Annotated in this window: 25 protein-coding genes; 7 read left to right on the top strand and 18 right to left on the bottom strand. The window is 67.8% G+C overall.

Going from position 1 to position 23,755, the window contains the following annotated elements; all coding sequences use genetic code 11:
* Positions 1–34 precede the first annotated feature (34 nt).
* Both R2K23_RS09110 and R2K23_RS09105 read left to right on the top strand, forming a co-directional pair.
* Entirely contained in the window at positions 35–493 is a 459-nt protein-coding gene (locus R2K23_RS09110) for an SRPBCC family protein (protein ID WP_316517159.1), read from the top strand.
* On the top strand, positions 490–2,304 hold the full coding sequence (locus R2K23_RS09105; protein ID WP_316516144.1) for a sulfatase-like hydrolase/transferase: 1,815 nt from the start codon (positions 490–492) through the stop codon (positions 2,302–2,304). Before R2K23_RS09110 ends, R2K23_RS09105 begins: the two co-directional genes overlap by 4 nt.
* A gap of 7 nt (positions 2,305–2,311) precedes the next feature.
* Here the strand turns inward: R2K23_RS09105 and R2K23_RS09100 are convergent, their stop codons facing one another.
* Positions 2,312–3,208: a universal stress protein gene (locus tag R2K23_RS09100; protein WP_316516143.1), complete on the bottom strand. Its 897-nt coding sequence runs from the start codon at positions 3,206–3,208 to the stop codon at positions 2,312–2,314.
* A gap of 80 nt (positions 3,209–3,288) precedes the next feature.
* Positions 3,289–3,642 carry a hypothetical protein gene (locus R2K23_RS09095; protein ID WP_316516142.1) on the bottom strand — a complete coding sequence of 118 codons (354 nt, stop codon included), beginning with the start codon at positions 3,640–3,642 and terminating at the stop codon, positions 3,289–3,291.
* A gap of 132 nt (positions 3,643–3,774) precedes the next feature.
* Between R2K23_RS09095 and R2K23_RS09090 the strand changes: the two genes are divergently transcribed.
* Positions 3,775–5,415 (top strand): peptide chain release factor 3, encoded by a 1,641-nt coding sequence (locus R2K23_RS09090; protein ID WP_316516141.1) that lies wholly within the window; start codon positions 3,775–3,777, stop codon positions 5,413–5,415.
* Between the two features lies 1 nt (position 5,416).
* On the opposite strand, the gene R2K23_RS09085 is transcribed toward R2K23_RS09090, so the two are convergent.
* The 9 genes from R2K23_RS09085 to R2K23_RS09045 all read right to left on the bottom strand — a co-directional run bounded on the left by R2K23_RS09085 (position 5,417) and on the right by R2K23_RS09045 (position 14,383).
* Complete coding sequence (locus tag R2K23_RS09085) at positions 5,417–5,815, bottom strand: PIN domain-containing protein (RefSeq protein WP_316516140.1); 399 nt, start codon at positions 5,813–5,815, stop codon at positions 5,417–5,419.
* Positions 5,812–6,060, bottom strand: coding sequence for a type II toxin-antitoxin system Phd/YefM family antitoxin (locus R2K23_RS09080; RefSeq protein WP_316516139.1), 249 nt, complete (start codon positions 6,058–6,060; stop codon positions 5,812–5,814). The genes R2K23_RS09085 and R2K23_RS09080 overlap by 4 nt, the downstream gene beginning before the upstream one ends.
* 40 nt (positions 6,061–6,100) lie before the next feature.
* Positions 6,101–7,051 carry a mechanosensitive ion channel family protein gene (locus R2K23_RS09075; protein ID WP_316517158.1) on the bottom strand — a complete coding sequence of 317 codons (951 nt, stop codon included), beginning with the start codon at positions 7,049–7,051 and terminating at the stop codon, positions 6,101–6,103.
* Positions 7,052–7,117: 66 nt separating this feature from the next.
* The gene (locus R2K23_RS09070; protein ID WP_316516138.1) at positions 7,118–7,534 is read right to left on the bottom strand and encodes a type II toxin-antitoxin system VapC family toxin; all 417 of its coding nucleotides are present in this window, start codon (positions 7,532–7,534) and stop codon (positions 7,118–7,120) included.
* Positions 7,531–7,749 carry a type II toxin-antitoxin system CcdA family antitoxin gene (locus R2K23_RS09065; RefSeq protein WP_316516136.1) on the bottom strand — a complete coding sequence of 73 codons (219 nt, stop codon included), beginning with the start codon at positions 7,747–7,749 and terminating at the stop codon, positions 7,531–7,533. Before R2K23_RS09065 ends, R2K23_RS09070 begins: the two co-directional genes overlap by 4 nt.
* 55 nt (positions 7,750–7,804) lie before the next feature.
* Positions 7,805–8,968 (bottom strand): Wadjet anti-phage system protein JetD domain-containing protein, encoded by a 1,164-nt coding sequence (locus tag R2K23_RS09060; RefSeq protein WP_316516134.1) that lies wholly within the window; start codon positions 8,966–8,968, stop codon positions 7,805–7,807.
* Entirely contained in the window at positions 8,965–12,348 is a 3,384-nt protein-coding gene (locus R2K23_RS09055; RefSeq protein WP_316517156.1) for an ATP-binding protein, read from the bottom strand. The genes R2K23_RS09060 and R2K23_RS09055 overlap by 4 nt, the downstream gene beginning before the upstream one ends.
* A gap of 5 nt (positions 12,349–12,353) precedes the next feature.
* Entirely contained in the window at positions 12,354–12,932 is a 579-nt protein-coding gene (locus R2K23_RS09050; RefSeq protein WP_316516133.1) for a DUF4194 domain-containing protein, read from the bottom strand.
* Positions 12,929–14,383: a DUF3375 domain-containing protein gene (locus R2K23_RS09045; protein ID WP_316516132.1), complete on the bottom strand. Its 1,455-nt coding sequence runs from the start codon at positions 14,381–14,383 to the stop codon at positions 12,929–12,931. Before R2K23_RS09045 ends, R2K23_RS09050 begins: the two co-directional genes overlap by 4 nt.
* Positions 14,384–14,443: 60 nt before the next feature.
* Between R2K23_RS09045 and R2K23_RS09040 the strand changes: the two genes are divergently transcribed.
* Positions 14,444–15,544 (top strand): IS630 family transposase, encoded by a 1,101-nt coding sequence (locus tag R2K23_RS09040; RefSeq protein ID WP_316511500.1) that lies wholly within the window; start codon positions 14,444–14,446, stop codon positions 15,542–15,544.
* A gap of 75 nt (positions 15,545–15,619) precedes the next feature.
* On the opposite strand, the gene R2K23_RS09035 is transcribed toward R2K23_RS09040, so the two are convergent.
* Positions 15,620–16,126, bottom strand: a complete 507-nt coding sequence (locus R2K23_RS09035) for an O-acetyl-ADP-ribose deacetylase (RefSeq protein ID WP_316516131.1) — start codon at positions 16,124–16,126, stop codon at positions 15,620–15,622.
* A gap of 100 nt (positions 16,127–16,226) precedes the next feature.
* Here R2K23_RS09035 and R2K23_RS09030 point away from each other — a divergent pair, with 100 nt between their 5' ends.
* Together R2K23_RS09030 and R2K23_RS09025 are read left to right on the top strand one after the other, a co-directional pair.
* Complete coding sequence (locus tag R2K23_RS09030) at positions 16,227–17,660, top strand: neutral zinc metallopeptidase (protein ID WP_316516130.1); 1,434 nt, start codon at positions 16,227–16,229, stop codon at positions 17,658–17,660.
* Between the two features lie 302 nt (positions 17,661–17,962).
* Positions 17,963–18,352: a DUF4333 domain-containing protein gene (locus R2K23_RS09025; protein WP_316516128.1), complete on the top strand. Its 390-nt coding sequence runs from the start codon at positions 17,963–17,965 to the stop codon at positions 18,350–18,352.
* Positions 18,353–18,379: 27 nt separating this feature from the next.
* Here R2K23_RS09025 and R2K23_RS09020 read toward each other — a convergent pair whose 3' ends face one another.
* The 6 genes from R2K23_RS09020 to R2K23_RS08995 form a co-directional block, all read right to left on the bottom strand.
* Positions 18,380–18,775, bottom strand: coding sequence for a TA system VapC family ribonuclease toxin (locus tag R2K23_RS09020; protein ID WP_316516127.1), 396 nt, complete (start codon positions 18,773–18,775; stop codon positions 18,380–18,382).
* Positions 18,772–19,002 carry an antitoxin gene (locus R2K23_RS09015; RefSeq protein WP_316516126.1) on the bottom strand — a complete coding sequence of 77 codons (231 nt, stop codon included), beginning with the start codon at positions 19,000–19,002 and terminating at the stop codon, positions 18,772–18,774. The genes R2K23_RS09020 and R2K23_RS09015 overlap by 4 nt, the downstream gene beginning before the upstream one ends.
* A gap of 64 nt (positions 19,003–19,066) precedes the next feature.
* Positions 19,067–19,675, bottom strand: a complete 609-nt coding sequence (locus tag R2K23_RS09010; protein WP_316516125.1) for a DUF2510 domain-containing protein — start codon at positions 19,673–19,675, stop codon at positions 19,067–19,069.
* A 221-nt stretch (positions 19,676–19,896) separates the two neighbouring features.
* Positions 19,897–20,523 (bottom strand): TetR/AcrR family transcriptional regulator, encoded by a 627-nt coding sequence (locus tag R2K23_RS09005; RefSeq protein WP_316516124.1) that lies wholly within the window; start codon positions 20,521–20,523, stop codon positions 19,897–19,899.
* Positions 20,524–20,579: 56 nt separating this feature from the next.
* On the bottom strand, positions 20,580–21,542 hold the full coding sequence (locus tag R2K23_RS09000) for an alpha/beta hydrolase (protein ID WP_316516123.1): 963 nt from the start codon (positions 21,540–21,542) through the stop codon (positions 20,580–20,582).
* Complete coding sequence (locus R2K23_RS08995; RefSeq protein ID WP_316516122.1) at positions 21,539–22,903, bottom strand: flavin-containing monooxygenase; 1,365 nt, start codon at positions 22,901–22,903, stop codon at positions 21,539–21,541. The genes R2K23_RS09000 and R2K23_RS08995 overlap by 4 nt, the downstream gene beginning before the upstream one ends.
* Positions 22,904–23,393: 490 nt before the next feature.
* Here R2K23_RS08995 and R2K23_RS08990 point away from each other — a divergent pair, with 490 nt between their 5' ends.
* On the top strand, positions 23,394–23,741 hold the full coding sequence (locus R2K23_RS08990) for a DUF732 domain-containing protein (protein WP_316516121.1): 348 nt from the start codon (positions 23,394–23,396) through the stop codon (positions 23,739–23,741).
* Positions 23,742–23,755 lie beyond the last annotated feature (14 nt).

The following is a 23,755-nucleotide window of genomic DNA, read 5'->3' as shown; positions in this document are numbered from 1 at the left end:
CTGCGTCGGCCGTTGCGATGAAATATCCTCGGCGATCGTGTTACATGGCGGTGTGGCACATGCACGTCGCAGTCGGGTGATATCGGCCCCGCCGCAAGCAATCTGGGATGTCTTGGCCGACTTCGGGGCGCTCAGTTCCTGGGCCGACAACATCGATCATTCCAGCGTGTTGCACGAACACCCCGAACACGTGGGCACCGCCCGCCGGGTGCAGGTGGGCCGCAACGCGCTGGTCGAGACCATCACCATGTTCGAGCCGGCCGGCACCCTGGCCTACGACATCGAGGGCCTGCCGCGCCGGCTGGGCGCCCTGGAGAACCGGTGGACGCTGCGCCCGACCGGCGGGGCCACCGAGGTGACGGTCACCAGCACCGTCACGAAGGGTTCCGGCCCGCTGGCGCGACTGGTGGAGCAGGTCGTGAGCGGCGTCATCGCCAAGCAATCCGACGTCATGCTGTCCGGGCTGGCCCGCCGAATGGGAGGAACGCCGTGACCGATCGGCCCGACATCGTCATCCTGATGACCGACGAGGAACGCGCGATCCCGCCGTACGAGTCGGACGAGGTGCTGGACTGGCGGCAACGGGTGCTCGGCGGTCGGCGCTGGTTCGACGAGCACGGGGTGAGCTTCGCCCGGCACTACACCGGTTCGCTGGCCTGCGTGCCGAGCCGGCCGACGCTGTTCACCGGCCAGTACCCGGATCTGCACGGCGTCACCCAGACCGACGGGCTGGGCAAGCGGTACGACGATTCGCGGTTGCGGTGGCTGCGCCGCGGTGAGGTGCCCACGCTGGGCAACTGGTTCCGCGCCGCCGGGTACGACACCTATTACGAAGGTAAATGGCACATCTCGCACGCGGACATCGAAGATCCGGAGACCGGCGAGATCCTGGCCACCAACGACGACGACGGCGTGGTGGACGAGGCGGCCGTGGCGGCCTACCGGGCCGCCGACCGGCTGGACCCGTTCGGCTTCTCCAACTGGGTGGGTCCCGAGCCGCACGGTGCGCCGTTGGCCAACAGCGGTTTTCGCCGAGACCCGCTCTACGCCGACCGGGCCGTGGCCTGGCTGAAGGAGCGCTACGCCCGCCGCCGCGCCGGTGACGCCGCCGCGTTGCGCCCGTTCCTGCTGGTGGTCAGCTTTGTCAACCCGCACGACGTGGTGCTGTTCCCGACCTGGTCGCGGCGCAGCCCGCTGACCCCCGCGCCGCAACTGGATCCGCCGCCGATACCGCCGCCGCCGACTGCCACCGAGGATCTGCGCGACAAGCCGGCCGCGCAGATCGCCTACCGGGAGACCTACTACTCCGGGTACGGGCCGGTCCCGGCGGTCAAGCGCACCTATCAGCGCAAGGCGCAGGAGTACCGCGACCTGTACTACCGGCTGCACGCGGAGGTGGACGGGCCGCTGGACCGGGTGCGCCGCGCCGTCACCGAGGGCGGTTCCGAAAATGCCGTGCTGGTACGGACTTCCGATCACGGTGACCTGCTCGGGGCGCACGGCGGGCTGCACCAGAAGTGGTTCAACCTCTACGACGAGGCCACCCGGGTGCCGTTCGTGATCGCCCGCATCGGTGCTGAGGCCACGGCGGCGCGCACGGTGTCCGCGCCGACGTCGCACGTCGACCTGGTGCCGACGCTGCTCGGCGCCGCTGGGATCGACGTGCACACGGTGGCCGCGGAGCTCGCCGAATCGTTCACCGAGGTGCACGACCTGCCGGGCCGCGACCTGATGCCGGTGATCGACGGGGCCGACGCCGACGAGAACCGGGCGATCTACCTGATGACCCGCGACAACGTGCTCGAGGGCGACACCAAGGCCTCCGGCCTGGCCCGGCAGTTCGGCCGGACCGTGAAACCGCCTGCGCCGCTGCGGATCAAGGTCCCCGCGCACGTGGCCTCGAACTTCGAGGGCCTGGTGGTCCGGGTCGAAGAGGCCGACGCGCCCGGCGGGGCCGGGCACCTGTGGAAGCTGGTGCGTACCTTCGACGATCCGGCCACCTGGACCGAGCCGGGTGTGCGACACCTGGCCAGCGACGGGATCGGCGGCGAGATCTACCGCAGCGATCCGCTGGACGATCAGTGGGAGCTCTACGACCTGACCGCGGACCCGATCGAGGCCCGGAACCGTTGGGGTGACGCCGATCTGCACGAGCTGCGACAGCATCTGCGGATGCAGCTCAAGCAGGTCCGGGCCGAGTCGGTCCCGGAACGCAATCAGCCGTGGCCGTACGCCGACCGGCAGCCGCCCACCGGTTCAGATGCGGGACTGGTGCGACGGGTGCTGGGGCGCCTCGGGTTGTAGCCCGCGGTCAGGACCGCTCGGCCGGCGCCGGGCGGGCCACGATCACCGGCGAATGCGCGGCTTCGGCCACCGCGGCGCTGACCGAGCCCAGCAGCATCCCGGTGAAGCCGCCGCGGCCGCGGCTGCCGACCACCACCAGCTGCGCGTCCTGCGAATGCTTGATCAGGCGGCGGGCCGGGCGGTCCGGAACCACCACGCGGCGCACCGACACGTCCGGGTAGCGCTCCTGCCACCCCGCGAGTCGCTCGGCCAACGCCTCCGCCGCCTTCGGGTGTGCCGACTCCCACTCGTTGCCGGGAAGCTCGATGATCAGGTTGTCCGACCATGCGTGCAGCGCAATCAATTCCACGCCGCGCCGCGACGCCTCCTCGAACGCCAGCGCCGTGGCCGCCTCCGACGCGGGTGATCCGTCTATCCCGACCACCACCGGCAGCCGCGCCATGTCCCCCCGCTTTTCGTCGTGGACGATCGCCACCGGGCAATGGGAGTGGTGGGCCAGACCGGCGCTCACCGAGCCCAACAGCCGACGCGGAATCCGGCCGAGTCCGCGGGAGCCGACCACCACCAGTTCGGCCTCCTCGGACAACCTCACCAATGCGGCCACGGCGGGGTCCGAGATCGACGCCACCTCGATCCGAAGCGGGCCGGACCCCACGGTCGCCTGCTCGGCGATCGTGCGACTCTCGGCCAGCACCCGCTTTGCCTCCCGCTCCAGCGATTGCCACACCTGCGGAGACCGAATCACGTTGACCCCCAACGCCGCCTTCGGCTCGGGTATCACATGGACCATGACCAGCGGCAGGCCCCGCATCGCGGCGGTGCGGGCCGCCCAATCGACCGCCGCGTTCGACGACGGCGAACCGTCGACCCCCACGAGCACGGCGTGCTTGGCTGAAACGGACATGGCCACTCCCCCTTCGTCGCTGACAACGCTAGATCGTCCCACCCGGTACGTCCCGCGATCGAACTCGGCGGGCCTCGGGTCTAGATTTCCCACCGCAGCGGCTCCTCGTCGCCGATGCGTGCGCTGTAGACGAAGCCGGCCCCGCGGAACTCGAGCGTGCCGTCGGCGCACACCGTGACCCACAGCTTGGTGATCTCGTCGTCGTCCTGGACGCGCTCCATGTACCGCTCCAGGTGCGCCAGCTCCGAGCCCTCGATCGAGATGCGTTTGATGACGCGGTGGTAGCGGCTGCCGCAGTCCGGCCGCCGGGGATGGGGCTGTTCGAGGCGCACGGTCAGCGGTTCGATCAGCTCGCCGGCGTCGCACGCGTGCATGCCACCCATCCACGGGAAGTACGCGACCTCCCCGCAATTGCCGCACATCGGCCAGCTCATCGGCTCCACCCCCAACACTCGACAGCAACTCCATTTTAGTGCCGTGGTCTGACATTTCCCGACCGTTAGCAAGCACCAAACCCGGGCGCGATTACAGAATCCGGCCCCCAGGGCCATACCATCGCTACCGAGATGACCGACAACGCCGTGACCGATACCGCCACCCCCGACACCGCCGCGACCGGCCCCGCCGACGCCCGGGTCGCCGCCGAAGCGGCGCGCCGCCGCACCTTCGCCGTCATCAGCCACCCCGACGCGGGTAAGTCCACCCTCACCGAGGCGCTGGCCCTGCACGCGCGGGCGATCACCGAGGCCGGCGCGGTGCACGGCAAGGCCGGCCGCCGCGCGACGGTGTCGGACTGGATGGAGATGGAGAAGGCCAGGGGTATCTCGATCACCTCGACGGCGCTGCAGTTCCCGTACCGCGACTGCGTCATCAACCTGCTCGACACCCCCGGGCACGCCGACTTCTCCGAGGACACCTACCGGGTGCTCACGGCGGTGGACTGCGCGGTGATGCTCATCGACGCCGCCAAGGGCCTCGAGCCGCAGACCCTCAAGCTGTTCCAGGTGTGTAAGCACCGCGGCATCCCGATCATCACGGTGATCAACAAGTGGGACCGGCCCGGCCGCTACGCGCTGGAGCTCATCGACGAGATCCAGGAGCGGATCGGGCTGCGGCCCACGCCCCTGACGTGGCCGGTCGGCATCGCCGGCGACTTCAAGGGCGTGCTGGATCGCCGCCGCGGCAACTACATTCGGTTCACCCGCACCGCCGGCGGCGCCACCGTCGCACCGGAGGAACACATCCCCGCCGACGAGGCGCACGCCGCGGCCGGCGTGGACTGGGACACCGCCGTCGAGGAGTCCGAGCTGCTGTCGGCCGACGGCTCCGACTACGACCGCGACGGCTTCCTCAGCGGGGAATCCTCGCCGCTGCTGTTCACCTCCGCCGCGCTGAACTTCGGCGTGAATCAGCTGCTGGACGTGCTCGTGGAGTTGGCGCCGCCGCCGGATGCGGCCACCGGCATCGACGGCACCGTGCGGCCCACCGACGGTCCGTTCAGCGCGTTCGTGTTCAAGGTGCAGGCCGGGATGGACTCCGCGCACCGGGACCGCATTGCCTATGCCCGGGTGTACTCGGGCACATTCGAGCGCGGCGAGGTGCTCACCCACGCCAGTACCGGCAAGCCCTTCGTCACCAAGTACGCGCAGTCGGTGTTCGGCCAGCAGCGCGCCACCCTGGACACCGCCTGGCCCGGCGACGTGATCGGGCTGGCCAACGCCGCGGTGCTGCGCCCGGGCGACACGCTGTATCGCGATGTGCCCGTGCAGTATCCGCCGATCCCGAGCTTCTCCCCCGAGCACTTCTCGGTGGCCCGCGGCACCGACCCGAGCAAGCACAAGCAGTTCCGCCGCGGCATCGAGCAGCTGGACCAGGAGGGCGTGGTGCAGGTGCTGCGCTCGGATCGCCGCGGCGATCAGGCGCCGGTGTTCGCCGCCGTCGGCCCCATGCAGTTCGAGGTCGCCGCGCACCGGATGGCCACCGAGATCGGCGCCCCCATCTCGTTGGAGCCGCTGCCGTATCAGGTGGCGCGGATCGTGGAACCCGAGGACGCCGAGTTCATGAACAAGCAGGTCTCCGCGGAGGTGATGACCCGCTCCGACGGTGTGCTGCTGGTGTTGTTCTCCACGCCGTGGCGGCTGCAGGGCTTCCAGCGGGACAACCCGGAGATCAAGCTGCGCTCGCTGGTGGCCGCCGCCGACGGCTGAGCTATTCGCCGTTGACCAGCGGGGCGGGAACAACTTCCAGCAGCTCGCCAAGGCCCACGAAGTCATCGACATTGTGGGTGCACAGCCGCGCCGAGTGCGCCATGGCGGTCGCGGCGATCAGCAGGTCCATCGACCGTGCGCGCGGTCGGCGGCCCACGTCGACGACGGCCGCGGCAACCTGTCCGTAGGCGGCCGCCACGGCCTCGTCGACGGGCAGCGCGTCAAAGGTGCGCTGGAGCACGAGCAACCGCCGCAACCGCTCGGCACGTACCTTCCGATCTTTGGCGACGAGGACGCCGAAGTGCAGTTCCGCCAACGTGATTGCGCTGATGGCCAGCTCGCCGTCGATCGGCTGCACGCCGGCGCCGATGACGACGCTGGTGTCCAGGAGTGTCCTCACCCGGCCGCCCACGGGTCACGCAGGTCGTGGGGTATTTCGTCACGGTCCGCCTCCCACGCGGGATCAGCCGGCCCGGCGAAGAGATCGGCCACGTCGTCCCACCGCCGCCAGGTCCGGGCCGCGGCAGGCACCAGCCTGGCCCCGGGCCGACCGGCCACCGTGATGGTGATCTCGGCGCCCTCCTCGGCCCGGCGAACCAGATCGGAGGCGTTCTGCCGCAATTCCCGCAGGCCCACTGTCTCCATCCCGCCACTGTAGCACTTGTGCTACATGCGTCGGGCTGAGCTATTCGCCGTTGACCAGCAGCGGGACCCGGCCCTGCGGGTACGGCAGGTCGATGCCGTTGCGGTCGTAGGCGCGCAGGATCTCGCGGCGCAGTCGGCGCTGCACCGACCATTGCGCGTTCGGTTTGGTCTTGACCGTCATCCGCAGCGTGACCAGATCCGGCGAGAGTTCCTGGACGCCGAGCATCTCGGGTTCGCCGATCACGTTGGCCGCCAACTCCGGATCCTTCAGCGCCTCCTTGGCGGCCTCGACGGCGACCTCCTCCGCGCGGGTCACGTCGGCGCTCAACGAGACGGGCACCTCCACCCGGGCGACGGCGTAGTCCTGGCTCATGTTGCCCACCCGCAGGATCTCGCCGTTGCGGACGTACCAGAGGGTGCCGTCGACGTCGCGCACCGTGGTGACGCGCAGGCCGACGCTTTCCACCTCGCCGATCGCCTCCCCGAGGTCCACGATGTCGCCGACGCCGTACTGATCCTCGAGCAGCATGAACACACCGGTCACGAAGTCGCGGACCAGGTTCTGCGCGCCGAAGCCGATGGCCAGGCCCACCACGCCCGCCGAGGCGATGAATGGCGCGATGTTGACGCCCAGCACGTTGAGGCCGGCCAGCACCAGCCAGGTCAGCAGCACGATCGACACCGTCGACTTCAACACCGAGCCGATGGTCTGCGCGCGCTGCTGCCGGCGGGCCGCGATGCGGGCGGCGTTCGCCGACGACGCCGCGCGATCCTTCAGGTGGCGCAGCAGCGGGGGCCGCTTGACCGGGGCGTCGATGTCCTCGGAGCGCGGCTTGCGGGTGCGGCCGGTGGTGGCCCGATCGATCATCCGGTGCAGCACGTAGCGGGCGATCAGCACCACGACGGTGTACGCGACAAGCCGGATGGGTACCTCGATCAGCCAGTGTCGGTTGGTCTCCGTCCATTCGAAGGCAAGCGTGTACACATCCATGGTTTCGACCGTACCCACGACGGGTTGGGGTAAACCGATGCGTGGAAATGCCCGAGTCCGTTTGTCTCAGACGATGACCTCCGCGGAAGGCCAAGCCCGCGCCAATCTTTGGTCCGTGGTCAGCAACGTCATGCCGGCTGCGTCGGCCAGTTCGACGTAGAGCGCATCGGCCAAGCGAAAGGTGTCGCGGCGGGACCACGCTCCGGCGAGCAGCGGTGGTAGATCGTGCCGGGTCACCGGCGCCTGCTGAAGCTCGGCCAGCGCTGCCCCGACATGGTCCACGGTGAGCACACCCCCGCGCTGCAGACGGCCCAGCGCCGACAACACCTCGGCATCGAAGTGGGCCGGTGCGTGGAGCACGGTTCGCGCAAGTCGCGCTCGCACCGCCGGAAACCGGTCGCCGGTACGGGCGAGAAGGTCAACCATGGCGCTCGCGTCGAGGACGACGTGTTCTCGCGACGTTCTCGACGCGCGGGGGTTCACGACCCGAGCTCGTCGCGGGCGGCGTCAATGGCTTCCAGCACGTCGCCATGCCGGGCTTCGGCGCTTCGAGGGTCCAAGCTCTCCAGCCACGCGTCGGTGGCCGAATCCTCCAACTCGGCGCGAATCGCGGCCTGGGTCAACGCCGAGACGTTCAATCCCCGAGCCCGGGCGCGCTCGGCCAACTCATCGGGCACATAGACATTCAACCGAGCCATACACACCAATGTACACACCTCCAATCGGGGTGCGGTAGCTCCAATTCGTCGGGCGTCATACCTGGACTCGGGTCGCGGCTCTCAGTTGCTGCTGGGCCCAGCTCCAGTCAATTCGTTCCTGCTCCAGACGGACGCGATCACCGAGGCCATCCTCTACGAGGTCCCGGTAGAGATTCTGCTCGTCGCGGGTCAGTCGGGTCAGCAGGGACCTCGACGGGCGGTCCTCCCCCACCCAACGGTCCCGGTGCTGCAGGAGGGTGACGCGGTCCATCAGCACGGACCGAGTCGCCGGCAGCCACGCCCGCAGTCGGTCGAGAATGGCGAATCCGTGGGTGTCGATGTCGCCCCAATACACGACATCGACGCCGCCCAGCCATGGCAGCCTGCCCACGTTGTCGACCTCGAAACCCTTGCCCCAGAAGACTATTCCGCCGTCAGGGACTTCGGCACTCAGATAGCTGACCTCGTTCTCGATGACCACCGCGATTCGCGGACGCACGTCGAGTTGCGCCAACTCCTCACTGCGCACTGCCAGCTCCGTGAGCGGGGCCGGCAGACCCAGCGAAGGCGCAGGTCGCAGGCGCACCATGACGGGCTTGGACTGCAAGCCCAGCCCAGACAGGAACTCCGTGGGCTTCGACGGGATGCCCAACATGCCGGCCAGGTCCGAACGACGCCTCTCCACGAACTTGGTATCAACGCCGGGGGCGCTGATCTCGCGCAGGTACCGCCGCGACTGCCGATGGTCGTCGAGCCAGAGGTAGGCGGCGATCAGTTGCGGCAGCTCCGGGGCGAGTGAAAGCGCGCGATGGGGATTGGCGATCAGCCATGCCCGAATCCGCGGATGCTGTTGTGTCGACACCAGCAACTCATCGAACCGCCGGACCATCGATGTCACCCCCAACAGCGTCCACGCCTGATCCCACGAGGACACCACCGCCCGCACGGGCAACGTGTTGCGGCCGACATGTCTGCCGCCGACCGTTTTCCATTCCAGGGTGAACCGGGTGTCGTCGCGACGGCCGTCATCGAGGGCCGCCACCCAGGCGCGCGCGGCCTCGATGTCCGCACCGATCTGCGTGGGTGTGGGACCTCGAAGCGGCACTTCGATTGCAACAAACGGCTCGCCTTCGGCGTAGGCACGCAACAACGATCCGTCGTTCCACCGCCGCTTGACCTTTGCGGCGATGTCGTCGGGTGTGGTCCAGGCTTGGCTCACCGTCGAGGTCCATCTCGTCGCTGCCGGTACTCGTCTATCGTCATCGTCTGTAGCCGTGAATAGGTCCCGGTAGGGTTGTCAACAATGCCGATCGCCCGCACGTAAGGCTCGATGACGTGCACCTTCTGCAACGGCGTGACGATCAACAACTGCAGCCCAAGCGTCGCGAAGAGTTCCAGTGCGTACCTCGTCGAGACGTCCGATCCGCGACCGAACGCCTCGTCGATGACGGCGAACCGGAAATCCCGTGACTGCTCGACTCCCCATTCCAGGCCGAACTGATAGGCCAGGGAGGCCGCCAGAATCGTGTAGGCAAGTTTCTCTTTCTGCCCACCGGATTTGCCGTCGGAGTCGCTGTAGTGCTCCCACTCGTCATCGGTCTCGACGTCACGTTCAGAAGCGGAGAACACGAACCAATTGCGCACATCGGTGACCCGACGGGTCCAGTTCTTGTCGGATTCAGCGTAACCGTCGCGACCGCGGAAGCGCTCGATGATCCGCTTCACGTCGAGGAAACGCTGTTCGGAGTACTGGTCCCCGTCGACGGCCAGACTGTCATTGGTCAGGTTGCGCAAGTCGGACCGGAACTGCGCGACATCCTGATTGGTGGTGGGTTCTTTCTCCAACCGGATGACGCGGCCAGGGTTATAGGGCACCGCTCCGAGAGCCTCGTTGATGCGATCTATGCGCTCATCGATGGCCGCGGCCTGCCGGTTCAGCCAGTTGTTGAACCCCGCCAACTCCTGGATTGTATTCTTGTTGAGCTGATCTTTGAACTCGTTTTCGAACCGCGGCAGATCATCCGTCGCCACTCGGTCCCGAAACTTCAGGAAGTCGCTGCGGGCTTCGACATCGGCATCCATGTCCGCCCGCAGCTCGGGCCACCGGCGAAGCACCTCGAGCATGTATTGACCCAGGCTCTGTCCGTACCCGCCCAACTCGCGAGTCAGGCGTTCGATCCGCCGGTGCAGGTCCGCCGACAACGTGGTCTCCGTCTCGGCGCAGTCCACTGCGCGAGCGGGACGGTTCGCCCCTAGGCGTTCGTCCAGGGCCGAGTATGACGCGCGGGCAGCTTCGCGGTGCTCGACCGACTGCGCGGCGACGAACTCCTCGTCGCGCTTGCGCTCCTGTTGCGCATGCTGCTTGGCCGTGGCCGTCGTAGCGAGCTCACCGGTGAGCTTCTTGATGAGTTCCGCCGTGACGCCGGCCGCTTCGGCATTGCGATCCAGCGCACGGGTGATCTCCTCCAGCCGAGACGAGCCGGCCTGCAGCCGAATCCGCTCGGCGTCGTGGCTTTCGGCGCGCGAATCGGCCTCGTCGACATCCAGTTCAGCCCAGGAACGGAACCCCTCCACCCGTAGGAACGCATCCAGTCGATGCTGCAGCGTTTCGCGCTGCTCGGTCAGCCTGGCCGACTCATCGGCGGCCTGTGCACATTCGTGTTCCAACGCCGCCAGTTCGGCGCGCAGGGCAGCGACCTTCCGTTCGTTGACCCAGCCCAGCACCCAACGGCGGGGATCGTCGACGAGATGCCGATCGTCCTTTTCATGCCGGTCACCGGAACGCAGCTGGCCTTCCCGGGTGACCGACCGTCGGTGACTGCGGAACTCGTCGAGATTCAGCGCACACCGGAAGTCGGCCCGTTTGGTCAGCTCGTTTCGCAGATATTCGTGGAACGACCCTTCCCGCACGTCGATGCAGTCGGCCAGCAACAGACCATCCGTGTCGGCCGACTGTAGTCGCACCCGATTCTGGGGCACCCTCTCGTAGACCAGTTTGGTGCCCCGGCCGCCGACGGTGAGCCTGCGCCCGTTCACCCATGCGGCCACGTCGTCGTAGTGCCGCTGCGGCACCAGCAACGAGAGCGCGAAGCCACGCAGCACACGTTCGGCCGCGCCCCGCCACTGCGCGTGCTCGTCGTAGACGTCGAGCAGTTCACCGGCGTACGGCAGATCCTCCGGTGTCAGCCCGAGCGCGGCACACAACTCCGCGCGCACGGCGATCTGTTCGTGCGGCAGGTTGTTGCTCCGCTGTTCCAGGCTCGCTATCTCCTGGCTGAGAACGTCGCACCTGCGTCGGGACTCGCGCTCGCGGCCGATCACGTCGATGAGGGCGATGTCCAGCTCTCGTTTCTCGGCAGTCAACCGGACTCGTTCGGCGGCGACCAAGGTGGACAGCGCCGCGAATGCCCCGTCGTCGGCCACAGGTTCCAGCCCGGCCTGGCTCACCGCCGCGTCGAACAACGTCTTGGCTTGGCGCCGCATCTCGGCCTGGGATCGAGCTTCGTGAGCGAGGCGCTCCAACTCGCCGATCCGATCGCCACCGGCCTTGGCGCGCTCCTCGATCAAAGAGTCGCGTTCATGGTTGAGTGTGCGCTGTTGAGATTCGGCTGCGTCCTGTTGCTGCCACAAGGCTGCGCCGTCGGCCTCGAGAACTGCGATCTCGTCGGCGAGGAGTCCGGCGCGAAGTTCGGCAATGAAGAGCCTCAAGGCAGACCGCTCGCGCTCCAGAGCGTCCCGATCGGCGAGTGCAGCGTCGTACTTCTGTGCGGTCTCCACCACGGGCTGCAACGCTTCGAGTTGTTCACGAGCCCGTTTGACGGCATCGTGCGCCTTGGTCAGGTCCTCGAAATGGTCGATGATGTCGCGAACCCGATCGGTGGAGTCACTGGGTTCGAGCATGTGATCGCGCACGAAATCATTGAGGTTTCCAACCGATTTCATCGAGACGGTCTGATGGAAAAGCTCGAGCGCCTGCTCTGAACGGATGCCGAGCAGGCGGCGCAAGGAGGTGGCATATTTGGGGAACTCGTCGAAGATCTCCGCCCCGGCAGACCGAAGCCTCTTGCGCAGTTCGCGTAGGTCGGTACCGAAGTCGGCGAAGTCCGTCGCGATCGACAGCTCCTTGACCGCCGTGACGAAAAAACGATAAGGCTGTCCGGTGCTCTCACGCTGCTGGAACACCTGGGCCAGGGTGACCGTCTCGTCGTGGCCGTGATTGCGAAAGACCCCCAGGATCACCGAATAGGTGCTCTTGCTCTCGCGCAGGCCTTTCGAGCGGGACTTGCCGGTGGACTCGTTGCGCTCCGACTTGTAGTGGCCCTCGACATAGGAGCGTAGGGTCCGTTCCTTGGCCTCGGCACCGGCGGCCTTGTTGTAGGCGGCCTTGTGGGATGGCACCAACAACGTGGTGAGGGCGTCGACGATGGTGGACTTGCCCGAGCCGATGTCGCCCGTGAGCAAGGAGGTCTCGGTGCCGGGGGTGAACCGCCAGACCTGGCCGTCGAAAGTGCCCCAATTGTAGACCTCGGCGCAGTGCAGTCGGTAGCCGGCGCCGCGGCGTTCGACCAAGTCTGTTGTGCTGAACAGTGTTTCACTCATCGGCGTCACTCGACCCCGGCCGGGTCGCCCGCGTACTCGCGCAGCTTGGCGGCGAAGTCGGACAGGGTGTGAGCGTCGACGTAGGCCTTGAGGATCCGGCGAACCTCCCAATGGTCGTGCTGGCCACGCAACTGACGGAGGAAGCCGAGTTCGGCGGCCTTCTTGATGGTGGTCTCGGCTTGGTCCACCACGCGGGCCTCGTTGGTGGATTCGGCTTGGAAGAGTCGCAGCATCTCGACGATCTGGTCGGTGCTCAGCACCAAACGCCCTTCGCCGGTGCTGGTCTCGAATTCGACGAGCCGCTTGCGCAGCAGCACGAGCAGCAAGCTGACGTTGTAGGTCAGTGCCCGCCGGCGCACCAACCGTGGCAGCGCCTCCTCGCCATCCTCGGCCGGCCGGGAGCGTAGATAGGCGTAACCCTCGCTGTCGTCGACCACGACGTCGACACCGAGGGTGGCGAAATGGTCTCGGACTCCTGCGCCCGACCGTTCCAGGGTCTGCCAGGTGTCCTCATCAGAGCTGCGGTAGACGACTCCCTGCATCAGCCGGATGATGGCCGCGGCAACCGCGCGGTCGTTGCTCATCGTTCTTCCCTCGCGCTTCGACGTACCGTCACCTTCGGCAACCGTGCCCGCTTGGTGACCTCCTGGTCTGCGGGGTCTGGGTATTCCAGGACGGTCTCCTCCGTGTCGTCCATGTCGATGCTCACGTCCTCGTCGGTGAGCGCAAGATAGCCCACGATTTCAGCCGCGCCCTGCTCGATCGGGTGTACCGCGATGACATCCGACAACAGCGCTGAGGAATTCTCGGGCAGGACAGCGCGAATCGTCTCGACCAACCGGGCCTGGTCAATGTAGGTCTGCGCGAACAGCACGTCGGCGTCCACCTCCCCGACACCTTCCGAGATGGTGCTCTCGACCGCGACAGCCGGCGGAGATTGATAGAGCGGGCGCTCGAACGGAAGCGCGATCTCGATCCCCGGTTCATCGACCTCCAGGCCGAAGGACGGCGGGTTGTCACGCACATCCAAGGCTGCGGCCTCCACCGCCCTGACCAGGTCCAGAACACGCCGGTTTTCCAGCCAGACCTGGTCGTCGAGGAAGCGGCGCAACTGCTCGGAGATCTGCCGGACGGTGCGTTGTGCCCGGTCGGCGGCCTCCGACCAGTCGTGGTGAATTCCCGTGATGCTGGGGCTGTGCTGGTCGCTGACGACCGTGTCGAGTGCGGATACCTTGGCTATCAGTTCGGCGAGTTCGCTCTGGCGCTGTTCGGACAGCAGGAAATCGTAGAACGCCTGAAAGCTTCGGCCCTGGTCGGAGCCGGCGATCTCAGATCGGCTTCCGACCAGTTCGGCGAGCAGTTCACCCTTGGAGCCCTCCCAGGCGGCGATCTTCTCCCGTGCGGCCCGGTCCAAGAGCCGGAAATTCTCTTCGACCTCACGAAAGTCGGACAACAGTTCCCGCGCTGTGGTCGACAGCTGTTGGTAGCGGTCACGGACCGCGGTGGCGTCGAGCATCGCTACATCGCCCGCCTCGACGGCGGCGATCTGGGCGTCGATCTCATCGCGGCGACGGTGCAGTTCGGCCAGCCGGACATCAGGCTGGAGTTCGGTGCCATGCACGATTTGGCGCAGCAGCTCGACGACGGTGTGCAGCCGGGACTCGGTGCCCACGAAAGACCTGCCCTGCAGGCTGAGCACCCAGGCGTAGGCCTTCTCGAACGCTGGTGTCACCTCATAGTGGACTTCGTCGTCGCCGGTCGGGTAGAACCGTCGCAGGAACCCGGCATCGGTGGCCGCCCAATCGTCCAGATAGGCGCGCGGATCTTTCGGGTACCGCGCCTCGGAACTTCCGGTGTTGAGTGCGTACAGATGATCGTCCAAGGCGTCGGCGACCTCGCTCGCCGAACAGGCCCCGCGGTTGCCTTCGACGAAAAACCCTCCGAGAAAAGACAGGATCAGCACCGCGTTACCGGCGCGGAGCAGACGCCAGGCCGGATGTCGGTCGCGCAACGCGCCGATCGCGTCGTAGTCCATCCCCTGAGCCTAGTGGTGTGTCGTTGAAATAGTCTGGTTATTTGTTGGTAGACTCGGTGGATGGTGGCTGCGGCGTTGACGGCGACGGTTGAACAGCGAGTTGAGCTGGAGCGGATGGCGGCCTCGACGTCGTTGCCGCACCGGGCGGTGATCCAAGCTCGGGGCCTGCTGTGGGCCTGTGACGGGATCGCCAACGATGAGATCGGGCGGCGCTGTGGGGTGGACTCGGATGCGGTGCGACGCTGGCGTTCTCGATTCTCCGAAGAAGGCATCGCCGGTGTGGGCAAGATCGCCAAAGGTCGCGGCCGCAAGCCCAGTCTGCCAGCGGGTACGGTCGCCGAAGTGCTGCGTCTGACCCGTGAAGAACTGCCCGCAGACGGATCGACGCAGTGGTCCACCCGCACCATGGCCGCCCGGGTTGGGGTCGGAAAAGACTCCGTGGCCAAGATCTGGGCTGACCACAATCTCCAACCTTGGAAGGTGAAGACCTTCAAGGTCAGCAACGATCCGCATTTCGAGGAGAAACTCGTCGATGTTGTTGGGCTGTACATGAATCCGCCAGCCCGTGCGGTGGTGTTTTCCTTCGATGAGAAGACTCAATGTCAAGCGCTGGACCGGACCCAACCCTCGCTGCCGATGAAACCCGGCCGAGCCGGCACCATGACCCACGACTACAAACGCCACGGCACCATCGACCTGTTCGCGGCGATGAACGTTGCCACCGGTGAGGTGCTCACCGATCTGCGCAAAGGCCACACCGGCGCCGATGTACTGCGGTTCTTCAAACAGATCGACGCCTCTGTGCCCCGCGGACTGGCCGTGCATGTCGTGCTTGACAACCTCTCGGCGCACTCGACTCCGGAGATCAAGAAGTGGCTGGCGCACAAGGACCGTCGCCGCTGGCACCTGCACCCCACTCCGACCTCGAGTTCCTGGCTCAATCTCATCGAACGCTGGTTCAAAGAGCTCACCGACAAACGACTGCGTCGCGGAGTATTCACCAGCGTCGCCGATCTCACCGAGGCGATCACCACCTGGGCCGCCCACTGGAACGCCAACCCCACGCCATTCATCTGGAAAGCCACCGCAGAAGACATCATCACCAAAGTCCGCCGCGGACGCGAAACACTTAACCACCTCAATTCACAGACGGAGCACTAGGCATTACGCCCGACAGCCGAACCCGACGAGAACGCCAAAGCGCTGGGTCGACCACCTTGCCACTTCGTTCGCGCACTACGTCCCAGAGTCCAGCTGCGTGCACACCGCGTCGTAGGTGGCAGCGTCGAAGGCGACCAGGACAACCTGCTCGACGTCGACGTCGGCGGTGGTGATGGTCTCGATGGCCGCGGCGATGGCGTCGTCTTGCGGCCATCCGTAGATGCCGCTGCTGATCAGCGGAAAGGCCACGGTCCGGACGCCGAGTTCGTCGGCCACCTGCAGGGCGCGCCGATAGCAGGACTCCAGCAGGGCGCGGTCGCGCTGCCCGGCGTTGTAGTTGGGTCCGACGGTGTGGATCACCCACTGGGCGGGCAGCTCGCCCGCGGTGGTCCAGCCGGCGTCGCCGGTGGCCAGGCCGTCGGGGAAGCGCTCGATGCAGTCGCGCAGGATGGCCGGCCCGCCGGCGCGGTGGATCGCGCCGTCGACACCGCCGCCGCCGCGCATCGCGCTGTTCGCGGCGTTGACAATCGCGTCCACATCCTGCTGGGTGATGTCGCCCTGGATGGCAGTGAGGGTGGGCATGAGGCCAGTATGCGCGCGCCGGACCGGGTGCCGCCGCCGCACGGGCTGTGCAAAGCTGATCGGGACCACCCGCCCCCGCCCGGAGCTTCGAAAGATGCCGATGAGACCGCAACTGCGCTGGCTGAAGGTCGTGGTGGTGGCGCTGTGCGTGCTGACGGGCACCGCCTGCGCGCAGTACGCGCTGGACGGGCGGGCGGTGTCGATGCGCTACGACCCGTTCCGGGTCGCGGGCCTGCCGGCCACCGACGGCCCCAGCGGGCCGCGCGGTCCGCTGCCGGAGTCCACCGACCGAGTGCAGAACTCCGACGGCGGGGTGATCGACCGGGCGGCGCTGCTGGCCATCGAGGACATCGAGGACTTCTGGGCCCGGCACTACGCGGAGACCTTCGCCGGCGGTTTCGCCCCGGTGCAGACGCTGATCTCCATCGACCCGTCCGATCCCGGCACCGCCCCGGTGTGCGGCGCCGAGGCCGCGATGCTGAAGTACAACGCCGCCTATTGCCGCACCCGCGACATCATGGTGTGGGACCGGGAGTTCCTGCTGCCGGTCGCGCAGAAGTTCTTCGGCGACATGTCGGTCAACGGGCTGATGGCCCACGAGTACGGCCACGCCGTGCAGCTGCAGGCCCGCCTGGTCGACGCCGACACCCCCACCCTGGTCAGCGAGCAGCAGGCCGACTGCCTGGCCGGCACCTATCTGCGCTGGGTCGCCGAGGGCAGTTCCGAGCGGTACACGCTGAACACCACCGGCGCGCTGGATCGGGTGATCGCCGGGGCCATCGCGATGCGCGACCCCATCTCGTTGTTCAACCTGCTGTCCTCGCCGACCGACGCCCACGGCACCGCCCTGGACCGGGTCAGTGCGTTGCAGCAGGGCTTTGACGTCGGCGCGGACGCTTGTGCCGCAATGACTCTCGACGAGATCGAGCATCGCCGCGGGGGCCTGCCCAGCCTGCTGTTCCACTCCGGCATCCCCGGCTCCGACGCCCCCATCGACGAGTCCACGCTCGGCTCGCTGATGGACACCCTCGACGCGGTGTTCACTCCGGCCGCACCGCCGGTGCTCAGCGTCGACCAGACCGGCTGCCCGCTGCCCGAGGGGCTGCCCGCCGGCTACTGCCCGGACACCAACACCGTCAGCGTCAATCTAGGGCTGCTGCAGCAGATCGGCACGCCGGCCGACGAGAGCGAGCAGGTGCTGCTGCAGGGCGACAACACCGCGCTGTCGGCGGTGGCGTCCCGCTATGTGCTTGCGGTGCAACAGGAACGGGGCGTGGACCTGCGTTCCGGGGTGGCGGGCATGCGCACCGCGTGTCTGACCGGGGTGGCGCAGCGTGAGATGGCGCAGCGCTCCGGGTTGCCGCTGACGCTGGGGACCGGCGATCTGGACGAGGCGGTGTCCGGCATCCTCACCAACGGCCTCGTGGCCAGCGACGTCGACGCCGGGGTGGTGCCGTCGGGCTTCACCCGCATCTCGGCGTTTCGGTCCGGGCTGCTCGGCGACGCCGACGACTGCTTCCGGAGGTTCCCGTGAGCGGGCCCTACGGTGGGCGGCCCGATCCGCGGCGCCCCGGGCCCGACGATCCGACGGTCGAGTTCCGGCGGCCTCCCGCTCCCCCGCGCGCACCCGCCCCGCCGCCTGTCCCGCGTCAGCCCGCCCCGCGCCAGGCCGTCCGGCCGCAGCCTCCGGCGGAAGAGCCGTGGTGGCGCAACGCAAACCAGCGGCCGGCGGCGCCGTTGCCGCCCCCTCCGGCCCCACTAGGCCCGCCCCCGCCCCCGCCCCCGCCGCCTCGCCGCGCCACGCCGCCTGTGCGCACGGCGCCCACCCCGCCGGGGATGGGCGCGCTCCCGCGCGAACCCGCCGCGTCGCCGGCACCGGCGAAGCCCGCCCGTAGCGGTTCCAAGCTGTGGATCGGGGTGGGGGTGGCCGTCGTCGTGCTCGGCGGCGCCGCGCTGGGCGTCGGGATGTCGACGCTGAATCCGGTGCGGGACAACGTGCTCAAGGTCGGCAAGGTCGAAGACGACGTCACCGCCGTCCTCGTCGACCCGGTCGACGGCTACGGCGTGACCGGGCTCTCCGAGATCCGCTGCAACGACGGCGATGACCCGGTGGTGTCCGCGGGGGCGGAGTTCCGGTGCGAGGTCGTCGTCGACGACAAGACACAGAGCGTGCTCGCGGTGTTCCAGGATGACGCGGGCACCTACGCGGTGGACCGGCCGCGGTAGTTTTCGCCGTGCGGTCGCGCTCTGACGCTACGGCCGAACCAGCACCGCCACGTCCGTGTGCAAATGGGCCAATCCGCTGTCAAGCGTCGCCAACTGACCGTGGCGGCGGCGGGCAAGTTCAGCCAGGTAGGCATCGGTCACTTGCCGGTGGCCGATCACGCCGTCGACCGGCACATCGACAAATGACACACTGTCGTGCCAGAACTCGTGTCGGTCTGCTTCTTGCACTGCCCTGACCACATCACGCGCCACAGCAGCCGCCTTCCCCGACCGCAGCAGGAAGCGGACCAGGCTGCCCTGCGTGATCGGACACGTCGCGAACGTCGTGTCGGACGCTGAGAGCCATTCCGCTGCGACGTCGTGATGCACGTGCTCGGCGACCACCAACGCGATCAGCATGTTGGAGTCGAGCAACAGCGTCACTCCTCGTCCTCCAAGGACCGCACATCCTCGGAGGTCACGACCCGACCGACACCAACCACCGGCAAACCGGTCCGGGTATCCGTTGAGAACCCGGTCGTGGGACCGCCGGCACTCAACCCGCGCCTGACGAGGTCGGCCACTGTTTCACTCAGGGTGCGACGGGTGTCCCGCGCAATGGCCTGCGCCTGCTGGTGAAGGTCCTCGGGGAGATCGATGGTCGTGCGCATGCCACATCTTAGCATCACTGCATCATGATGCAATGATGCAAAATCGCGCTGAGTCACCCGGTATCTACCCCTCCAGGTGGTCCGGCGGCAGGTAGCGGCCGTGCACTCCCCGCGGATCCCCCTGCTGGTAGAGCCGGTCCTCGTAGTCGGCGCGCTCGGCGAGCATGTCGCGTTGGAATTGCTCCCGGCGCTGCGCTTCCTCGCGCTGCTGCGCCGACCTGAGGACCCAGAATCCGTAGCCGCCGGCGATCCCGAGGATCGCCAACACTACGAACAGCCACGGATTCTCGGCGGCGGTGCCCAGCAGCACCAACCCGGCCACGACGGCCGCGGCCACCAGCAGCGGTCGACGGTTGGCGGTGTGCGCGATCGCGTTGCCTCCGCCGACGGCCACCGCCGACCGCGACCCGGTGCTGAAAACGGCACACAGAATCCAGATCGGAAGCCAAAGCCCACAGGACAGCACCGCCAGGACCGCATGCAACGCGTGATTGGTGCCGCCGCCGGTCGAGACCGCGACCGCCACCGCCGGCGCTGGGACCGATGCGGGTGGCGGTGTCGGCACGAAGTGCTGGGTCCAGCGCTGACCGTCGTGGTAGCGCTGCCCAGGCTGGCCACCCGGGTCCGGATGCCAGCCCGGGGCCGGCGTCGATTGCCCTTGGAAATCAGTCATTTCGGTTCCCCTCCTCCGACGTGGCCATCACCACGCCCCCGTGATGCACAGGATGGCACGGGGTACCGACAAGAGCGGTTCACTCCCATACCGGAGGCCCTTGGGTCTTCCATTTGCCCGGCTCCCAGCGACAGCGAGCGACAAGCCGAGGGTCTCGGAGCGGGCGCCGACGCCGTGGTCGGCCGCGGTGGATGGCCGTAGGTCGGTCAGCCGCAGATGGCTCAGCCGTAGATCGCGTGGTACCAGATGTGGAACAGAGCCTCCCGCGCGGCGGCGGCCAGTTCGGGGGTGAAGCCGCTGCGCCCGATGCGGTCGAGCAGGCTGACGTTGGTGCCGATCAGGGTCACGGTCAGCGTGGTGGCGTCGGGACCCGGGCGGGCGCGGCCGGCCTCGCGTTCGACGGTGATGGCCTCGGCGATGGGGCCGACGAATTGGGCCAGCCAGTCGTCCCAGAACTGCTGCACGGCCGGGTCGGAATGCCGGGCGTCCAGGATCGCCATGTAGAGGTTGGTGTTGCGCTGCCAGGAGGCGACCACGTTGTCGATGCCGCCCTGGACGTTCTCGCGGGGTTCACCGACGTGGGTGATGAATGGTTCTGCGCCGGCGATCATTTCGGCGAACAGGTCCGACAGCAGCGCCGCCACGGCCACCGACTTGTTGGCGAAGTAGAAGTAGAAGGTGTTGCGCTTCACCCCGGCCGCGGCGCTGATGTCGGCGACGCTGATCTCGTCGAACCGGCGTTGCTGCAGCAGGTCCGCCAGCCCGGCCAGGATCTCGGCGCGCCGGGTCTCGCCGCGGTAGGGCCCGCGGCGGTCGGCCAGTTGCGGCGTCTGCGGGTCGGCGGTCATGTCATCCCCCTTGCACGTGCGTCCCGGCCGGCGAGTTTACCGGCCGGGCTCACACGTCAGGCGTCCTCGGCGTCCGGGTTGCCGAAATGGCGTGTCAGAAATTCGATCTGGTGGGTGACCACCGACTCGAACCATGCCTCGCCCGGGTAGACGTCGAAGTGATCGCAGGGGTAGTGCCGGATCTCGGCGCGGGCCCGCACGCCCGCGTTCATCGCGGCTGCAGGCGGCGCGCTGCGGTCGTAGTCGGCGACCTGCATGAGCATCGGCACCCGCACCTGCTTCGCCCTGCGGATCGGCCGATAGTTGCCGACCTGCAGGAAGATGCGGGCCGCCAACTCATTTCGCCACGTGGGCCCGACCATCTGCAGGTGCTTGTCCAGCGCGCCCGGTGCGGTGAGCGCCGCGATGGAGCCGGGCTCGCCGACGATCGGGGCCAGCACGGGCGGGCGGCGGCGGGCGGCGCGGGCCACGTCGCGCAGCCCGACGGCCATGCTGCGCGCCAGGTGCAGCGGGCCCTGGTTACGCAGCAGCTGCACCGCCGCGGCCATGCCGTCCGGCGCCGGGGTCATCGCGATCACCCCGGCGACGCGGGGATCGTCGGCGGCGACATTGAACACGTGCCCGCCGGAGAACGACACTCCCCACACGATGACCTTGGCCGGGTCCACGCCCGGCAGCGCGCGGGCGGCCTGGATCGCGCCGCGGTAGTCGGCGAGCTGGCCGCGAATCGAAATCACCTGGCGCACAGCGCCATCGCTGTCGCCGAAGTTGCGGTAGTCGAACAGCACGACGTCCAGGCCGGCCGCGCTGAGCCGTTCGGCGAACCCGGGCAGCGCGCTGTCCTTGGTGGCGCCCAGGCCGTGGGCCATGACCACCACGGGGCGGCCGTCGGGACCCGCGAACCGCTCGCCGCGGCCCGGGTAGTGCCAGGCGCGGACGGTCTCGCCGTCGACCTGGAAGCTGAGGTCGTCGCGGTGCTGATCGGCGGTGTCGGAGTCGACGGGGCTCAGGGTGGTCATGCGGGCACCTTTCCGACGAGGTTGAGCGGTCCGAGTTTGGCGGCGCGGCGGGTGCCGGCGGGCATTTCCTTTTTCTCGATGTCGTAGACGTAGCGGTAGTAGTCGAGCTGCTGGGTGTGGCGCGGGCGGTCCGCGAAGTGACCCATGTTCGCCTTGTCGTCGGCGTCGATGATGCGTTCCATCTCTTGGGTGCTCGGCGGCCGGTAGGTGCCGGCCAGATAGGCGGACAGGAACCGGGACTGGCACTCGACGAACGGGAACAGCGTCGGCACGGCCTGGGCGAAGCCGATGAACGCAATGTCGTCCATGCCAGGCTTGAGGATGCGCTTGAACAGGCGAATCTTGTTGTCCGGCGCGCTGATGAAGTCCTCGTCGAAGAACGGGAAGCTGATGTTGTAGCCGGTGGCGTAGACGATGGCGTCGAAGTCCTGCTGCGTGCCGTCGACGAAATGCACCGTCTGCCCGTCGAGGCGCTCGATGTTGGGTTTGACCTTGACGTCCCCGGAGCCCAGGCGCAGCAGCAGTTCGCTGGACTGGGTGGGGTGGGCCTCGAGGAAGTTGTGGTCAGGCCGCGGCAGCCCGTAGCGCTCCGGCGGGCCGGAGATCAGTGTGGGCACCTTGCGCAGCAGCAGGCGCTGGAATTTGGCGGGGATCTGCGGCAGGGTGCGGGCCAGCCGGTCGGTGGGCATGCCGAACATGTACTTCGGGACTATCCACGCCCCCGAGCGCGTCGACATGTACACCGTGTTCTGGAAGGTCTTCTGGGACAGCTCGCTGATGATGTCGGCGGCGCTGTTGCCGATGCCGACCACCAGCACGCGCTTGCCGGTCAGGTTCAGTGGGGTGCTGGGGTCGATGTACTGGTGGGAGTGGATGCTCTCGCCGGTGAAGGTGCCGGGGAAGTCCGGGTACCGCGGGTCCCAGTGGTGTCCGTTGGCGACGACCAGGAAGTCGTACTCGCGGTCCTGGCCGTCCTGGGTGCGTAGCGTCCAGCCGCCGTCGGGATTGCGCCGCGCGTGCTCGACGCCGTTGCGGAAGTGGATGTTTCGCTTGAGGTTGAACGCCTCGGCGTAGCGCTCGAGGTAGTCCTTGATCTGGGTGTGGTGCGGGAAGTCCGGGAACTCCTTGGGCATCGGGAAGTCCTTGAACGACAGGCGCTCCTTGGACGTGTCGATGTGCAGCGAGCGGTAGGCGCTGGAGTGCCCGTTGGGGTTGCCGAAGGCCCAGTTGCCGCCGATGCGGTCCGAGGACTCGAAGCAGTCGTAGGCAATGCCGTAGTCGGACAGCATCTTGCCGGCGGTCAGTCCGCTGATGCCGGCGCCGATGATCGCGGTGCGGGGCCGCGGTGCAGTCGTGGTCACGGGAGTCCTTTCATCAACGACGCCGCCCGTGAGGTCGGTCGGCGTCGAGGCGTGCTGTGAGTTGAACCACTGGTGCGGCCGACTCTAGACAGGATTCAGACATCCGTCAAGAAGTATCGACGCGCGTCTAACCGCTGGTCGAGGCGAGATCGGGGCGGTTTTGTCGGTTTCTCTGGGTTGCGCTGGGTTGTCGCTGCCGGGTCTCCACTCCCCCTCTCGTTTGCCCGCCTCCGAGCGACACCGCGTCGCCCCTTGGCTGCGGGCGGATCGCGAGTCTTTCGGCCCGAGCGTCCCTGCGGCCCGGCTTGTCGCTGTGAGGCGGGCAAACCGGGCACCAGCGGCGGATCGCGAGTCTCTCGGCCCGAGCACCCCTGCAGCCCGACTTGTCGCTGCGAGGCGGGCAAACCGGGCACCAGAGCTGGAGCGCGACCCGGGTTCTGTCGGTGCCGTCGTCTAACGTCGCGCGCACAGCGCTATCCGAGGGGGAATCATGCGTGGGGGAATCGCATCGGCATTGGCGGCGTCAGTCGCGTTGGCCGGTTCAGTGGCGATGGCCGGGCCGGCCAACGCCGATCAGTACGACTTCATCGCCGAGCTCGACAACGCCGGGGTCTGGTACGCCGACATGTTCGACATGATCGACATCGGCAAGGAGCTGTGTCACGAACTGCGCCACGGGGTTTCGCCCCCGCTGGTGCTCGGCAAGCTCGCCAATACCGGGTTCGCGCCGGCCGAGTCGGCGATCGTGCTGATGTCGGCGGTGAATCACCTGTGCCTGGACGCCAAGCCGGTGGTGGTCGGCTGGGCCCGCGATCAGGGGTATGTCGGACCGCTGTAGGCGGTTACAGGTGC

It is taken from the genome of Mycolicibacterium sp. MU0050, assembly GCF_963378085.1.
Taxonomy (GTDB): domain Bacteria; phylum Actinomycetota; class Actinomycetes; order Mycobacteriales; family Mycobacteriaceae; genus Mycobacterium; species Mycobacterium wendilense.
This window is presented reverse-complemented; position numbering and strand designations above follow the sequence as displayed.